14 protein-coding genes are annotated in these 16,227 nt (G+C 55.9%); 8 read left to right on the top strand and 6 right to left on the bottom strand.

Annotation, left to right across the window (positions count from 1 at the left end; translation table 11 throughout):
* From Q0510_RS19235 to Q0510_RS19220, 4 genes are all read left to right on the top strand, one after another.
* The coding region (locus Q0510_RS19235) for a RagB/SusD family nutrient uptake outer membrane protein (RefSeq protein WP_298715404.1) at window positions 1-1,312 on the top strand (1,312 nt) is incomplete at its 5' end.
* 12 nt (window positions 1,313-1,324) lie between these two features.
* Window positions 1,325-2,167, top strand: a complete 843-nt coding sequence (locus tag Q0510_RS19230) for a DUF4843 domain-containing protein (protein ID WP_298715402.1) — start codon at window positions 1,325-1,327, stop codon at window positions 2,165-2,167.
* 11 nt (window positions 2,168-2,178) lie between these two features.
* Window positions 2,179-3,594 (top strand): PKD-like family lipoprotein, encoded by a 1,416-nt coding sequence (locus Q0510_RS19225; RefSeq protein WP_298715400.1) that lies wholly within the window; start codon window positions 2,179-2,181, stop codon window positions 3,592-3,594.
* A 29-nt stretch (window positions 3,595-3,623) separates the two neighbouring features.
* Window positions 3,624-4,787, top strand: coding sequence for a TlpA disulfide reductase family protein (locus Q0510_RS19220; protein ID WP_298715398.1), 1,164 nt, complete (start codon window positions 3,624-3,626; stop codon window positions 4,785-4,787).
* A gap of 261 nt (window positions 4,788-5,048) precedes the next feature.
* Here the strand turns inward: Q0510_RS19220 and bioB are convergent, their stop codons facing one another.
* The 5 genes from bioB to Q0510_RS19195 all read right to left on the bottom strand — a co-directional run bounded on the left by bioB (window position 5,049) and on the right by Q0510_RS19195 (window position 10,218).
* Complete coding sequence (gene bioB / locus Q0510_RS19215) at window positions 5,049-6,056, bottom strand: biotin synthase BioB (protein ID WP_298715396.1); 1,008 nt, start codon at window positions 6,054-6,056, stop codon at window positions 5,049-5,051.
* A 20-nt stretch (window positions 6,057-6,076) separates the two neighbouring features.
* The gene (locus tag Q0510_RS19210) at window positions 6,077-7,177 is read right to left on the bottom strand and encodes a M42 family metallopeptidase (RefSeq protein ID WP_298715394.1); all 1,101 of its coding nucleotides are present in this window, start codon (window positions 7,175-7,177) and stop codon (window positions 6,077-6,079) included.
* Between the two features lie 43 nt (window positions 7,178-7,220).
* A complete protein-coding gene (locus tag Q0510_RS19205) occupies window positions 7,221-8,075 on the bottom strand; it encodes a UbiA family prenyltransferase (protein WP_298715393.1) in 855 nt (284 codons plus the stop codon).
* Window positions 8,076-8,176: 101 nt separating this feature from the next.
* Window positions 8,177-9,715 carry an acyl-CoA carboxylase subunit beta gene (locus Q0510_RS19200; RefSeq protein ID WP_298715391.1) on the bottom strand — a complete coding sequence of 513 codons (1,539 nt, stop codon included), beginning with the start codon at window positions 9,713-9,715 and terminating at the stop codon, window positions 8,177-8,179.
* A gap of 41 nt (window positions 9,716-9,756) precedes the next feature.
* Window positions 9,757-10,218, bottom strand: coding sequence for a hypothetical protein (locus Q0510_RS19195; protein ID WP_298715389.1), 462 nt, complete (start codon window positions 10,216-10,218; stop codon window positions 9,757-9,759).
* A 109-nt stretch (window positions 10,219-10,327) separates the two neighbouring features.
* Between Q0510_RS19195 and Q0510_RS19190 the strand changes: the two genes are divergently transcribed.
* From Q0510_RS19190 to Q0510_RS19175, 4 genes are all read left to right on the top strand, one after another.
* Entirely contained in the window at window positions 10,328-11,305 is a 978-nt protein-coding gene (locus Q0510_RS19190) for an acyl transferase (protein WP_298715388.1), read from the top strand.
* 54 nt (window positions 11,306-11,359) lie between these two features.
* Window positions 11,360-12,178, top strand: a complete 819-nt coding sequence (locus Q0510_RS19185; RefSeq protein WP_298715387.1) for a hypothetical protein — start codon at window positions 11,360-11,362, stop codon at window positions 12,176-12,178.
* Between the two features lie 292 nt (window positions 12,179-12,470).
* Window positions 12,471-13,097 carry a YceI family protein gene (locus tag Q0510_RS19180; protein WP_298715385.1) on the top strand — a complete coding sequence of 209 codons (627 nt, stop codon included), beginning with the start codon at window positions 12,471-12,473 and terminating at the stop codon, window positions 13,095-13,097.
* Window positions 13,098-13,181: 84 nt separating this feature from the next.
* Window positions 13,182-14,507, top strand: coding sequence for a DEAD/DEAH box helicase (locus Q0510_RS19175; RefSeq protein ID WP_298715383.1), 1,326 nt, complete (start codon window positions 13,182-13,184; stop codon window positions 14,505-14,507).
* A 2-nt stretch (window positions 14,508-14,509) separates the two neighbouring features.
* Here Q0510_RS19175 and Q0510_RS19170 read toward each other — a convergent pair.
* The coding region (locus Q0510_RS19170; RefSeq protein ID WP_298715381.1) for a radical SAM protein at window positions 14,510-16,227 on the bottom strand (1,718 nt) is incomplete at its 5' end.

Genomic DNA, 16,227 nt, shown 5'->3' with positions numbered 1-16,227 from the left:
CAGCGTGAAGGAAGACCTTTACGGCAGGGAGCTGATCGCAGGCACGCTCGATGTGCTCGCACAGAATTACAATATCGATGTAGTGGACAATTCCGGCTTCCGCCAGACCATGCTGTTCAACTACCGCGACAATAATTTCATCAACCGCCAGAAGGATAGCTGGTCCGGTCTTTATACGGTAGTGGCCAACAGCAACCTTATCCTGGAACATGTGGATGGTTCCGGCAATTTGCTGGAAGCATCGGAACGTGACCTGATCAAAGGCGAAGCTTTGGCGATGCGGGCCTGGTGCCACTTCGATGTGCTGCGCCAGTTCGCGGCCGCTCCGCTGGCAACGCCCGGTGCACAGGGCATTCCCTACGTGACCACCTTCTCCCGGGCAACGACGCCGGTGTATACATTGCGCCAGGTGCTGGATTCCGTGATCCGGGATCTTACCGCGGCGCGGGAGCTGTTGAAGCATACAGACCCCATCGTGAAGCCGGGTTATAAAGTAGGATATACGACGCCCGATTCTTCCACGGAAGTTTCCGGCCCGATGTTCCTCCAGCACCGCCGACACCGCTTCAATTACTACGCGGTAACCGGCACCCTGGCCCGCGTGCAGCTCTACGCCGGCAACCATGCTGCAGCGCTCGAGATGGCGAAGGAAGTGATCGAATCCAACAAGTTCCCCTGGACGCGGCAGACGGATTTCCTGAACCCCGACGATCAGCAGAAAGACCGTATTCTGTACAAAGAGTTGCTCTTCGGCCTGTATGCGCCGAACATGACCAACCCGCTGTACGACCGACTGCGGAATGGTGAAGGCACCACGCTGAACACGCCTCCCGGTGAATTGCGGACCATGTATGAAGTGGCGGGCCCCGGCGCGGAGGATTTCCGGTACAAGCAATGGTTCTCCCAGCAGAACAGCTCCACCGGCGGGTATATGCGCCTGGAGAAATACAGCCGCAACGGCGACAAAAACCTCCACGACCTCATGATCCCCATGCTGCGCCTCAGCGAGATGTATTACATCGCCGCCGAAGCTGTGTACGATGCCGATCCCGCGAAAGGATGGGAGTACCTCAATGCCGTCCGCAAACAACGCGGTATGGGCATCCCGCTGAATGATCCCTCCAAAACCGTTTTCATGAACGAACTCGTGAAAGACGCCAGGAAGGAATTCTTCGGGGAAGGTCAAATCTTCTACATGTACAAGCGGCTGAACCGCGCATACCCCGGACTGGGTGGCAATACCATCCAGCCCAACCAGCAAATATTCGTCTTCCCCTGGCCGGACGACGAGCTCGCTTACGGTAACCGTTAAACCTGCCAACTCATGAAGAAAATAACCAAAATCATCATTTGCCTGCTGGCCGCCGGATGGCTGGCAGGATGCGAAAAAGGAGATGACCTCTTATATAAATCCGACGACGGCGTTTACTTCGATTTCAGCTCCAGCGACCTGACGAACCAGCGTATCGACAGCGTGATCTATTCCTTCGCGCTGTTCCCCGATAAATCTTTCGACACGATCCTTTTGCCCGTGCGCCTTTCCGGTAACAGAACCACCGCGGGCCGCAAGGTGAAAGTGACGCTGGTGGCCGGTAAAACCACCGCGCAGTCGGGCCTCCATTTCAAAGCGCTGGAATCGGAATACGTGCTTCCCGCGGATTCGGGGAGGTTCGATATCCCGGTGATCATTTATAACACCGATCCGCTGCTGGCGGAGAAGGCCGTGCGGCTCTTCCTGCAGCTGCAGCCTACCGGCGACTTCAACACGATGTTCCCCAAGCTGGATACTGCCAAAATCATCTTCTCCAACAGGTTGGAAAAACCGCTTTGGTGGGAAATCTGGCAGAACGACCTGGGTGAATACTCCCGCGTAAAACACGAACTGTTCATCCGCGTATCCGGCACCAACCGGCTCACGGAAGACCGTACCGACTGGCAGGCTACGCCGAAAGTACTCTACCACACCCGCCGCTTCCGCGCCTTCCTCGCCAATCCCAAAACCTGGACGGAAGAAAACCCGGAAGAAGGATACGTGGTGACGCCCGGCGCCAACGGTACGCTGGAGTTCTATCACAGCGAAAACACCGCGAAGAAATACATCCTCACGCTCAACCCGGCAGACGGACGTTATTATTTCACCGATGAAGACGGAGACCCGGTCATCTAATGCTGCAAGCCATGAAAAAGATTTACCTGTTCATACTCTGCCTTTCGGCCATCGCCGCCGGTTGCTACAAGGATAAAGGCAATTACGATTATGTGGATGTGCCGGCCCCGGTTATGTCCGGGTTGGATTCGGTGTACCACGTGATGTCGGGCGACAGCCTCATCGTGGCGCCTGTCATCACCCTCAACAGCGGCCCGAACGATTATTCCTGCGAATGGAAGATCAATGTTCCCGAGCGCGCCACTACCGACGATTACTTCACCCGCGACCTCCGTATCGTGTACGGCCTCGGCGCCGCGCGCTATACCGTGTTGCTGAAGGTGACCGACAACAATACCGGGCAGAAGTATTATTATGATTTCATCATCAGCGGTCAAACCGCCTTTACCCGTGGTTCGCTCGTGCTGAGCGGCGATGCCGGCAGCACCTCGCTGTCGTTCATTAAACCCGACGGTACGCTGCAGGCGGATATTTACGAAGCCATCAACAAAACGGTGCTGCCTGGCGGTCCGCGCCAGATCGTACAGGTGCGGAACCAGTTCTACATGAACCAGATCACGCAGTACTGGCTTACGTTCGGCGGTAACGAAGGCGGTGTGCTGATTGACGCCAATACCCTCGGCAAAGTGCGCTCGCTGAAAGAGAACTTCTACCAGCCGATGGCGGCGGCCCGCGCGGATTATTTCCTGCGCAACCTCAACGGTACCACTACGGCGATCATCAACGACCAGCTGTTCATGGGTACTTTTGAGACCGCGCCTTTCGGTTCGTATTACGGCTTCTTCGGCGTGGCGGTGAACGGCGAGTACAAGCTCGCGCCGCAACTGCTGCAGGAGCTGACGGAAAACGGCCAGGCGGTTTCCCACTTCCTTGGTTTCGACAAGGAAAAGCAACGTTTCGTTCGCTTCCTGCCCGGCACTTACCTCGACACCACTTATACCGTGTTCGATTCCGCCTTTGTTCCCAAAGACCTCGGCATGGATCTCCTGTACATGGAGAAGTTCAGCGACAACGACATCTATGCGTTCTGCGATTCCCTCGGCAAAACGATGCAGCTGCGTTTCGGGTTGAACTGGAGAGACGGCAGGCAGCAGTTTAACGCCCGCGAAATGAAGAAATTCAAGGGCGACAGCCTGGTGACCGCTACCACCAAATGGGCGGTATCTCCCGTAGGCGTGTTCTATTTCAGCGGCAACGGCAAAATTTACCGGTTTAACCCGCTGAATGAAGAAATCCGTGAACTGAACGCCGCCTTCGGCGGGAAGGATATCACCCTGTTGAAGATCGAGCAGAACGGAAACGTTTTGGTGGTGGGGGTAGAAGGGGAGCTGCATATCCTGGATACTTCCGTAGGCCACTTTGGCGACCTGATCCGTAAAACAACAGGCATCCCCGGTTCGCCGACCGATATATTCATCCGCGAATAACCATCGCGCTGATTTTTAAAACAGACACCATGAACATAAGTATCGTAAGATCCAGAACCCTGGCCCTCGTGGCCGCCGCCATCATCCCGGCAGCCGCCATGGCGCAGGAAGGCAAATTTGTGCTGAAAGGCAGGATCGGCAAGCTGAACGCCCCGGCCACCGTGTATTTTGACCGTACCGAAGATGGCGAGCGCATGCTGGATTCGGCGGTACTGAAAAACGGGTCCTTCTCCTTCTCCGGCGCCACTTCGGAACCCGGCCTCATGATGATCGCCCTCAGCAAAGACGGCAAGGGCCTTCAGAACATGGGCTCCGGCATGGACCGCAAGATCATGTACCTCGAAGCAGCCACTATCACGCTGACCTCCGAAACCGACATGGCCTCCGCCACCATCAAAGGCTCCAAATTGAACGATGCCGACGGGGAATATAAAAAGCACCTGCAGCCCTACGAAGACCAGATGGACGCCATCAACAAGGTATGGGGCAGCGCCACCGACGAGCAGCGCCGCGACACGGCCCTCACCAACGCCCTGAACGTGAAGTTCCGCAAGGCGCTGGCCGATAAGCGCGCGCTGATCAAATCCTTCATCGAAAAGAACCCCGGGTCGCCCGTGACCGTGTTCGCTTTGCAGGAGCTGTCGGTACATAACAACATGGACCTGGCCGAACTGGAGCCCCTTTTCGCCAGCCTCCCCGCCAGCCAGCAAACTTCCCCCGCCGGGAAGCGCTTCGCGGAGAACATGAACAAGAAGAAGACCATCGTTATCGGCGCCATGGCGCCGGACTTCACCCAGAACGACCTGAACGGCAAACCCGTTAGCCTGTCCGACTTCCGGGGCAAGTACGTGTTCCTCGACTTCTGGGCCAGCTGGTGCAGCCCCTGCCGCGCGGAGAATCCGCATGTGGTGGCCGCCTACAAAAAGTTTAAAGAACGTAACTTCCTGGTACTCAGCGTTTCGCTGGATCAACCCGGCCGCAAGGACCTCTGGGAAGAGGCCATTAAGAAAGACGGGTTGGAAGATTTCGTGCATGTATCCGACCTGAAGTTCTGGAACAATGCGGCGGTGAAGCTCTACGGGATCCGTGGGGTGCCGGCCAACTTCCTCATCGACCCGCAGGGGAAGATCGTCGCGAAAGACCTTCGCGGCGCCGCCCTGGAGGAAGCGCTGACGAAGTATTTACCTGAGTAATCGTTCCTTATTCTCCCTATAAAGCCCTCCAAGCCCGCCGGTACGTTTCCTGGCGGGCTTTTTTTGACCCTGCGCGCTGGCATAGCAGAGGCTTAGTAGGGCTACAGTAGGGATACCGTACTATAACCATACTAAAGAGCAGATTATGGGACACCCGTAGCGGTTGCACAAAATGTGCTGATAGGAGGGGGAAATGACAAGAAAACAAGAGCCGCCCGATCGGGGCGGCTCTATCCGGTTTAGTTTGAAAGGCTATCTGTGTTAATGTGTATGCGCGTGTTCATGCTGGTGGTCGCAGCAGCCGGCGGCTTTTTCCTCTTTGAAGGCTTCGCGGGGTTTGAGGCCCAGGAGCTCGAACATGAGGTTGTCTTCCTCGAACGAAGGGTTTTTGGTGGTGAGGAGTTTTTCCCCGGTGAAGATGGAGTTGGCGCCTGCCATGAAGCACATCGCCTGTTCGGACACGCTCATTTCCGCACGGCCGGCGCTGAGGCGGACCATGGTGTTGGGCATGAGGATGCGGGCGGTGGCGATCATGCGGACCATATCCCAGAATTCCACTTTGGGCATGTGCTCCAGCGGGGTGCCGGCTACGCGCGTAAGGGCGTTGATGGGCACGGAATCCGGATGTTCGGGCATGGTGGCGAGGGTAGCCAGCATGTTGATACGGTCTTCATGGCTTTCGCCGAGGCCGATAATGCCGCCGCAGCATACGGTTACGCCTGCCTTGCGCACGTTTTCGAGGGTGTTGAGGCGGTCGTCGTACGTGCGGGTGGTAATGACTTCCCCGTAGTATTCGCTGGAAGTGTCAAGGTTGTGGTTGTAGGAGTAGAGCCCGGCTTCGGCGAGTTTTTGGGCCTGGGATTCGGTGAGCATGCCGAGGGTGCAGCATACTTCCATGCCGATGGCGTTAACGCCTTTTACCATGTCGAGCACGCGGTCGAAGTCGCGGTTGTCGCGCACTTCGCGCCAGGCCGCGCCCATGCAGAAGCGGGTGGAGCCGGCATCTTTGGCTTTTTGGGCGTATTCCAGCACTTTGTCTTTCTGCATGAGGGCATGCACATCGACCCCGGTGCTGTAGCGCGCCGCCTGGGGGCAGTAGGCGCAGTCTTCGGAGCAGCCGCCGGTTTTGATGGAAAGCAGGGTGCAAACCTGTACTTCCGCCGTGTCCTGGTACTGGCGGTGCACGGTGGCGGCGCGGTACATCAGTTCGAGGAGCGGTGTATTATAGATGTCCTTTATTTCAGGGATGGTCCAATCATGACGGATCATGCAACATCGGTTTTATATGGTTAAAGATATTGGAAGTTGGTTTTAGGGGTAATGTTGAGCAAAGTTTGGTAGATGAGGCGGATGGTATTTTCCACGTCGTCCTTTTTGATCATTTCCACGGTGGTATGCATATATCGGAGGGGGATGCTGATGAGCGCGGAAGGGGTGCCGTCGTTCGAATAGGCGAAAGCGTCGGTATCCGTGCCGGTGCTGCGGCTTACGGCGTGCAGCTGGTGGGGGATATCTTCTTTTTTAGCCGTTTTGATGATGAGGTCGCGCAGGATGTTGTGCACCGCGGGCCCGTAGGTGATGCTGGGGCCGGCGCCGCATTTGATTTCGCCTTCGATGTTTTTGTTGATCATGGGCGTGGTGGTGTCGTGCGTTACGTCGGTAATGATGGCCACGTTGGGCTTGATCCTTTTGGCGATCATCTCCGCACCGCGCAGCCCAACTTCTTCCTGTACCGCATTGACGATATAAAGGCCGAAAGGCAGGCGCACCTTATTTTCTTTCAGCATGCGCGCAACTTCCGCGATCATGAAACCGCCGATGCGGTTGTCGATCGCGCGGCAGATGAAGTAATCGTAATTCAGTTCCTCGAACATATCATCGAAAGTAACCACGCATCCCACATGGATGCCCAGTTCTTCCACTTCTTTCCGGTTGCGGGCGCCGCAGTCGAGGAAAATGTTGTCCACTTTCGGTTGGGGCTCCTTGCCATCGCCGCTGCGCAAACGGGTATGTATCGCCGGCCAGCCGAATACTGCTTTTACGATGCCTTTTTCGGTATGGATATTCACCCGCTTGCTCGGTGCAATGGCCTGGTCGGAGCCGCCATTGCGGATCACATAGATCAGGCCTTCGGGGGAGATGTAGTTCACGAACCAGGAGATCTCGTCGGCATGCGCTTCGATCACCACTTTGAAAGCCGCTTCGGGGTTGATCACTCCTACGGCGGAGCCGTAAGCGTCTACGATGGTATCGTCGATATATGGTTTCAGGTATTCCAGCCACATTTTCTGTCCTTCTTTCTCAAAACCTGTGGGAGAGGGGTTGTTGAGGTAGTTGCGGAGGAAGGTCATAGACTCTTTCGTCAGTATGCTTTTCGGTTTTTTCGCCATTGTTGTTCAGGTTAAATATCCTTCAAATGTAATGAATTCCATCTCAAATGCCGCCTGCCAGCCGCCACAGGAGGTGGATGAGGGCGGAAAAGGCCATGAGGCCGTCGAGCTGGAAATAATAGACGTAATCGGAATGATGGGTTTGTGCATAGTTTTTCACGGCCCATACCACGGCCACCGCGGCCAGCAGGCTGAACAGCACGAAGAGCGGTAAAGCGGGCGCCAGCACCAGCGCGCAGGCGGCAGACACGATGAGGGAACCGTAATACAGTTTATCGAGGTGCGGCTCTTCCAGGCTGGTGATGAGGCTGCGGATGCCCTCGGCGCGGTCTTCCTCCCGGTCGCGATGATCGAACAGGATGCAGATGGCATAGATGAGGAAAAAGCGGTATACGCACAGCAGCGCCACTTCCCGGAACACCAGCTTCGACACATCCGAGATCAGGTAAGGCAGCAGGGTGGTCACATACATCCAGACGAACGCCAGGAAGATGGTTTTCCCGATGGCGATCTTTTTCAGCCACCGGAACGTGGCGTGCGGCACTTTGGGAGCGGAATAGAGGAAAGTCAGCACCACCGCGCCCGCCAGGGGCAGCCAGTGATGGAGAAGGGGCAGGCCGTACCAGGCAGCGCCCAGGAGGCCGATGCAGCAGCCCATGAGCTGGAGCCTCCTTCGCCGCCGGCCCCACAATATCCTTTCCGAATGCTTTTCGGAGCCGGGCGTGAGGTACCAGTGGAAGTTATAGCTGCATATGGTAGAAAAGAAAACGAAGCCGAAGTAATGATCGCGGTCCATCGCGAGCCCCATGATCTCTTCCGATTCCCAAACCATCAGCAGCGCCACCAGGGCGATGTAAATAGAACTGAACAGCAGGAAATTGAAGAATCCGCGAAACATAGCCGCTAAAATAGGCATTGCGGGTTATAATCCGCATGGAAAAAGAAAAAGGGGAAACGGCATCCCGTTCCCCCTCGTATCTCAAAAAACTTTTTAAAGCATTACAACGGAATGTTCCCGTGTTTCTTCCGCGGCATGTTCACCACTTTGTTTTCCAGCATGGCGTAGCCTTTGATGAGCCTTTCGCGGGTGGTTTCGGGCACCACCACTTCATCGATGTACCCTTTTTCGGCAGCGAGGTACGGATTGGCGAACCTTTCGGTGTATTCGGCCACCAGTTCGTTCATGCGGGCTTCCGGGTTAGGGGACGCGTCGATTTCTTTCTTGTAGATGATTTCCACCGCGCCTTTCGGCCCCATCACGGCGATTTCCGCCTGGGGGAACGCGAAGTTGAGATCGGCGCCGATGTGTTTGGAATTCATCACGCAGTATGCGCCGCCGTAAGCCTTGCGGGTGGTAACAGTGATCTTGGGGACCGTAGCCTCGCTCAGCGCGAAGAGCAATTTGGCGCCGTTGGTGATGATGCCGTTCCATTCCTGGTCGGTACCGGGTAAAAAGCCGGGAACGTCTACCAGTACAAGCAAGGGGATATTGAAAGCATCGCAGAAACGGGTGAAGCGCGCGCCTTTTACCGAGGCGTGGATATCGAGCACGCCGGCGAGCACGGCGGGCTGGTTGGCCACGATGCCGATAGCGCGGCCGGCTACACGCGCAAAGCCTACGATGATGTTATCCGCGAAATCCTTGTGCACTTCCAGGAAGCTGCCGGCGTCCGTCAGTTCGGCGATCACGTCCTTCATGTCGTAAGGCTGGTTCGCATTATCGGGGATGATATTATTCAGGGCGGGACGGCTTTCGTTACCCGGTTCGTAAGGCACGGAAGGCGCGGTTTCCTCGCAGTTCTGCGGCATGTAGGAAAGCATGTCGCGGATGGTCCGGATGCATTCTACTTCGTTGGCGCAGGCGAAATGCGTTACGCCGCTTTTGGTGGCATGCGTCTGCGCGCCGCCCAATGCTTCGCTGGTCACTTCTTCATGCGTCACGGTTTTCACCACGTTGGGGCCGGTCACAAACATGTAGGAAGTATTTTCCACCATCAGGATGAAGTCGGTGATGGCGGGGGAATATACGGCTCCGCCGGCGCAGGGGCCCATGATCGCGGAGATCTGGGGGATAACGCCGGAAGCGCGGGTGTTGCGGTAGAAGATGTCGGCATACCCGGCGAGGCTGACAACGCCTTCCTGGATGCGGGCGCCACCGCTGTCGTTCAGCCCGATGAGGGGGGCGCCGTTTTCCATGGCGAGGTCCATCACGCGGCAGATCTTGCGGGCATGGGGTTCGGATAAGCTGCCGCCGTACACGGTAAAGTCCTGGGAGAATACATACACGAGGCGGCCGTTGACGGTTCCATAGCCGGTTACAACACCGTCTCCCGGAAACTGTTCCTGGTCGGTGGTCATGCCGCGGTTACGGTTATGAACGAACATGCCGATCTCTTCGAAGGAACCTTCGTCGAGCAGGAGTTTGAGCCTTTCGCGGGCTGTCAGCTTACCTTTCTTGTGTTGGGAATCGATTCGTACCTGTCCTCCGCCGAGTTGGGCTTCGGCGATTTTGGATTGCAGTTCCTGGATCTTGCTCATAATTGTAAATGTACGGAAAGCCGTGCATTCACAAATAACAATTAGTAGCGCACAACGATCTTGGGAGTGGTGATGGTGTCGCTGGAATTTCCTTTTTTATCAAGCACGAATATTTTGAGCTGGATGGTGTCGGGCCTGAAGGCGTTGGGAGCCGACCAGTTGCGGACGGGCAGGAAGTTGCCCTGGCGGAGATCGCTGAGGATGAGGATCATTTCGGCGTCTAGTTTCACGCCGGCATGCGCTTCAAGCTTGGGCAGGTCCAGCTGGTCAAACTTGTCGGGGTCCGCATAGTGGTACAGGTCCACTACGTTCCAGCTGCCTTCCAGGTCGCCGTCGCCGTCTTTGATATTGAAGGTGAAGGTAAATTCTTCCTGCTCCTTGGGCACGTCTTCCGTGGAGGCGGATTTGAAGGTCAGAATCGGCTTGGAGCCGATATCGCCATCCTTTTTGCAACCCATGAATATCATGAGGGCCAACGCGGAGAGAGGGAGGAATTTCTTCATATGACAAACGTACATTAAATTAGGCAAAAGGCAAAGTGCCCGGTTATTTAACGCTGCCTGTGCCGGGTTTGTTACATATTGGCGCCGGGATTCGTAAATTTGCCGTCTCATGACCGACGCATTAGCAGAAAGGATTTTCAGGGAAGGGGACCCGATGGCCCTGGTGACGGAAGTTTTCCGCTACCAATACGAAGGGAACGCCCTGTACAGGGCTTATGTGGATGCGCTGAAGGTAAACCCCTCCGCCGTGCATTCCCTGGAACAGATCCCGTTCCTCCCCATCTCGTTTTTCAAAACCCACCGCATTACGACCGGCGCATTCGAACCGGAGGTGGTTTTCGAAAGCAGCGGCACCACGCAAACGGTCAATTCCCGCCACCTGGTGAAAGACACGGCCCTCTATACACGCAGTTTCCTCGACGCTTTCCGCCGGTTTTACGGGCCGGTGGAAGATTTCGTGGTCCTGGGGCTCCTGCCTTCCTACCTCGAACGGAAAAATTCCTCCCTCGTTTATATGGTGGAAGACATGATCCGCCGCAGCGGCCGCCCCGAAAGCGGCTTCTACCTCTACGAGCACGAAAAGCTGGCCGATACCCTGCTTGCCCTCGAAGCCCGCCGCCAGCCCACGCTCCTCATCGGCGTCACCTTCGGCCTCCTCGATTTCGCGGAAAACCACCGCATGGACCTCCGCCACACCATCGTCATGGAAACCGGCGGCATGAAAGGCCGCCGCGAAGAATGGACCCGCGAAGAGCTCCACGCCTTCCTTTGCGAACGCCTCGGCACAGATGCCATCCACGCGGAATATGGCATGACCGAGCTCCTTTCCCAGGCCTATTCCAAAGGCCGCGGCGTCTTCAACTGCCCGCCCTGGATGAAGGTGCTCGTCCGCGACGAAAACGATCCCTTCCAACTCAGCGCCACTTCCGCCGCCGGCGTTATCAACGTAGCAGACCTCGCCAATATCCACTCCTGCTCCTTCATCGCCACCGACGATATCGGTAAAATCCATGCAAACGGCAGCTTCGAAGTGCTCGGCCGCCTCGACCGCTCCGCCCTCCGCGGATGCAGCCTTATGGTCAGCTAGTATTGAGATTTAAAATAATATGACTATTTTTCAGGCGGCATATCGCCTGAACCTATGAAGATACCTATACTCACGGCAGCCCTGCTGTTGTGGCTCGTGCCCGCATCGCAGGCGCAGCTGCTGAAGAAAATCAAGGAAAAGATCAAGCCGGCGGAGGAAGCTCCCGCGCCGGAAATGCCCGATCCCAAACTGATCATCGGCGGCGACGAAGCCGTTGCCATCGACTCCTCCTACGAATACGACTGGGCCGTGTACCAGGAAAGCGAAGCCTTCCAGGGCAACCAGCGCGTGATCGACGGCGGGGAGGAGATCGTGATTTATTACAGCTCCACCCAGCCCGCGTTCAACATCCAACTGAAAAGCCGCAGTACGGGCACCAAATATTACTTTTTCGGGGATTTTGAGAAGGAATCGCAGCTGCAGCTCGCCGGTGTGGCGGGGATCGCCAGCGGCGACAAATCAAAGCTGGAACTGAAAGGGATGGAGCCCGTATATCCCGGTGAAATCGGCTACCTGAGCGAGCTCCGGAAAACAGGGTCCAAGAAAGTGATCGCCGGCGTGGCCTGCGAGGAATATGTGGCCCAGAACCTGCGCCACGACCCGCGGGTGAAAAACACTTCCCACAGCAAAGTGACCGCCTATGTGTGGATCCCCATGGACCCGCATTCCGTTTTCCCCGGTTACTCCCTCATGCCCGAGCACTTCAAGCTGCAGATCGAAACCATGCGCCGCGCAGGGTCGTATCCGCCGGTGGTCATGCCCCTGGAGATGTTCCTGGAATACGGCAACGGGGATAAGGTCTTTACCCATACCACCCACATCATCATCAAAGAAAGAAGGAAAATTCACATCGGCGATATCAACCAGTTATAAAAAAGCCGGCTTCCAGGGGAGAAAGCCGGCTCATACGCCGCGCGTCGAATATCTTTTGCACCGGGTCAGGCGTTGCATGGGTTTTACAGGACCGTTCGTTCAGGGACTTTTTTGGGTAGATGAAAGACCGGACTGCCGTCAGGACTTAGAATGGCGGAGGGAGACCTTCGGAACGATCACGGTGCTAAAGTACCCGTCAGAATGTAAAACTTATGTGAAATGTTTGCAAAACAAATGTGAAAGTTATCTATCCTTCAGTATATTGGATCAACAAATCAAACCTACCCATAACATGCGTAAAATTGCCACCATCCTCTTTATCAGCGGCGCCGCCGTCCTGATGTCGTTCAACGCTCCCGTTTCCACCGCCCCGGCATCCGCTGCTGTTGCCGCTCCCGTGGCATTTAAAGTAGACGGTTCCAAAAGCAAGATCGCCTGGCTCGCTAAAAAAGTGACCGGTTCCCATAATGGTTTCATCAATATCTCCGGCGGCACCCTGCAGGTCGACGGCAGCACGCTCACCGGCGGTTCCTTCAACGTGGATACCCGCACCATGACCGTAGAAGATATCAAAGACGAGAAAGGCAACGCCCGCCTGCTCGGCCACCTGAAAAGCGACGACTTCTTCTCCGTGGAAAAGCACCCGGAAGCCACCTTCGCCATCACTTCCGCGAAAAAGAAATCCGGCAACACCTACGATATCAACGGCAACCTGACCATCAAAGGCATCAGCCAGTCCATCACCTTCCCCGCCGATGTGGTGGTGAACGGCAACCAGCTGAACGCCAAAGCCACCGTTAAGATCGACCGTACCAAATTCGATATCAAGTACCGCTCCAACAGCTTCTTCGAAAACCTGGGCGACAAAGCCATCTATGATGACTTCACCCTCGACGTGGAACTGGTGGCGAATAAATAGTTTTCCCTTCCGGGAAACAGCAAAAGGGCGTCTAAATGGCGCTCTTTTTTATTTTCAGCCGGATTCGGCGTAATTTTGCCGGCTATGACATTCGAGGAATTAAATCTGAACAAGCCTTTGCTGAACGCCCTCCAGGACCTGGGCGTTACCACGCCTACCACCATCCAGGAGAAAGCGTTTTCGGTGGTGATGTCCGGACAGGACGTGTGCGGCATCGCGCAAACCGGTACGGGTAAGACGTTCGCGTACCTGCTGCCCTGCCTGCGCCTGTGGTCGTTCACCAAAGAGCGTTACCCCCAGATCCTCATCCTCGTGCCCACCCGCGAGCTGGTGGAGCAGGTGACCACGGCTGTAAAACAGCTGACCGCTTATATGTCTGTCGAAACCCAGGGCTTTTACGGCGGCGTGAATATGAAGGGCCAGATGGCCGTGTCCGACGGGAAGCTTGATGTGGTGGTAGCCACGCCGGGCCGGCTGGTGGACCTTATCCTGAGCGGCGCCCTCAAGATGAAAAGCATCAAAAGGCTGGTGATCGATGAGGTGGACGAAATGCTGAACCTGGGCTTCCGCGCGCAGCTGACCCGCGTGCTCGATATGCTGCCCGTCCGCCGCCAGAACCTGATGTTCTCCGCCACCATGACGCCCGAGGTAGAAGCCATCATCCAGGATTTCTTCCACAACCCCACCGTGATAGAAGCAGCGCCGGCAGGCACGCCGCTGGCCAATATCCGGCAAACCGTATATCACGTTCCCAACTTCAATACGAAAGTCAACCTGCTCGAATATTTGCTGACGAAGCGGGAAGAAATGAGCAAAGTGCTGGTGTTCGCTTCCACCAAAGCGCTGGCCGATGAACTGTATGAGAAAATGACGGAACATATGCCGGGCACCGTTGGGGTGATCCACTCCAATAAGGACCAAAACTTCCGTTTCAACAGCGTGCGCCAGTTCCGGGAAGGCAATTTCCGGGTGCTGATCGCTACCGATATTATGGCGCGCGGACTTGATATCGCTGAGGTATCGCATGTCATCAACTTCGACATGCCGGAATCCCCTGAAAACTATATCCACCGCATTGGCCGTACGGGCCGTAAAGATGCGGAGGGCGTGGCGCTCACCTTTGTGACGGAGAAGGAAATGCCGTTGCTGGAGAATGCCGAATCGTTGATGAAGTTCGAAGTGCCGGTGGCGCAAATTCCTGAAGATGTGGCGATCTCGGATGTGCTCATCAAATCGGAGATCCCGGAAGTCATCATCCCCAATATCCAGCTCAAACAACGTAAAACCGAAAGCGGCGCGGCGTTCCATGAAAAACTCGCGAAGAACAAGAAGGTGAACGTGGTGGTGAGCCACAAGGATAAGATGATGGCGAAATACGGGAAACCCAAAAAGCGCCCGAAGAAGCGCTGATCCTACAGCTGTAACAATCCTGCTTTGTAGAGCGTGTTCACGGGCTTGTTGTCCCAGAACAGCTCGAAATCCTCCAGTCCGGCGGCGGTGTAATTATCCTCCACGTCTTTCAGCGTGAGCGGGGATTGCTGTACCGACAATTTCTCCAGCATGCCGGCGAGCCAGATGCCTTCTTCCTTGCCAACGCTGATGCTCAACGGTTCTTTCCTCGTCTGGAACGTCAGCGAAGTCACTTCCCAGGTATTGCCTTTTTTGGATTTGGTGAGCGTTTGCACCTGCGGCTTTTTGCCCAGCCATACTACTTTGGCCGTGGGCTTGCGGGCGCCGAGCGCGTCTTCCATCAGGGCTTTTTCGATATAATCCGGGGGGATTTTGGTGCGGGGAATTTTCATCTCGAACCAGTTCTGCAATGGATCGTCGAGGCAAACTCCGTGCATGAAATTGAAGAGCGACTTCTTCAACCCGAAAGCGAATTCTTCATGTTCCGCTCCTGTATCATCGATATGTTCGAGGTCGTTGTTGGCGAATGCGCCGACGGCTTCCGTCACCCGTTTCACTTTGTATTTTTCCGGCGCAATGCCAACGGGGCTGTGCGCCGTCATGGTAAACAAATGCCAGAACGCGGATTGCAGGATGCCCGTTTTGAACATCTGGCGGACCATTTCCAGCGAATCCACCGTTTCCTGCGCGGTTTGCGTGGGGAAGCCGTACATCAGGTACGCATGTACCATGATCCCCGCTTCGGTGAAGTTACGGTTGACCTGCGCCACCTGCGCCACGGTGATGCCTTTCTGTATCAGTTCCAGCAACCTGTCTGATGCCACTTCCAGCCCGCCGGACACTGCGATGCAGCCGCTGGCTTTCAGCAGCAGGCAAAGGTCGCGGGTGAAGCTTTTCTCGAAGCGGATGTTGGTCCACCAGCTGACGGTGAGCTTTCTTTTGATGATTTCCAGCGCCAGTGAGCGCATCAGGGCCGGGGGCGCTGCTTCATCCACGAAGTGGAAACCGGTTTCTCCTGTCTGCGCGATAATTTCTTCCATCCTGTCTACCAGCAGCGAAGCGGCGATAGGCTCGTAAAGGCGGATGTAATCCAGGGAGATGTCACAGAAGGTGCATTTGCCCCAGTAACAGCCGTGGGCCATGGTGAGCTTGTTCCAGCGGCCATCGCTCCACATGCGGTGCATGGGGTTAACGACTTCTATGGCGGAGATGTATTTGTCGAGATAGAAGTCGCTGTAGTCGGGCGTTCCCACCTGTCCTTGCCGATAGTCCTTGCAGGAAGCGTTGTTGATGAATTCGACTTTGCCGTTTTTCAGCAGGAAGGCGCGTTTCAGTTCGCTTTCGGGGAGTTCGCCAAGGATGTGGCGGTATAGGTTTTCGATGGGCGCTTCCCCATCGTCGAGCAGGATGTAATCGTAGAATTCGAATACGCGGGGATCGCTGACGGAGCGCAGTTCGGTATTGGCGAAACCTCCGCCCATGGCGATTTTCACCTGCGGATAATGCTTTTTGATGTATTGTCCGCAGCGGAGCGAGGCATACAGGTTCCCCGGGAATGGAACGGAAATGGCGACCATGCAGGGTTGAATGGTTTTCACCCGTTCTTCCAGGAGCTGGAGGAGGATTTCGTCGATGTAGGTGAACGGCTGATGGAGGGCTTCGTACAATTCGTCGAAGCTATTGGCGGAGCGGCCGAGTTTTTCGGCGTAGCGGCTGAAGC

The organism is uncultured Chitinophaga sp. (assembly GCF_937874145.1).
In the GTDB taxonomy this organism is placed as follows: Bacteria; Bacteroidota; Bacteroidia; order Chitinophagales; family Chitinophagaceae; genus Chitinophaga.
Note: the sequence above shows the minus strand (reverse complement) of the source record. Positions and strands in the feature narration are given on the sequence as shown.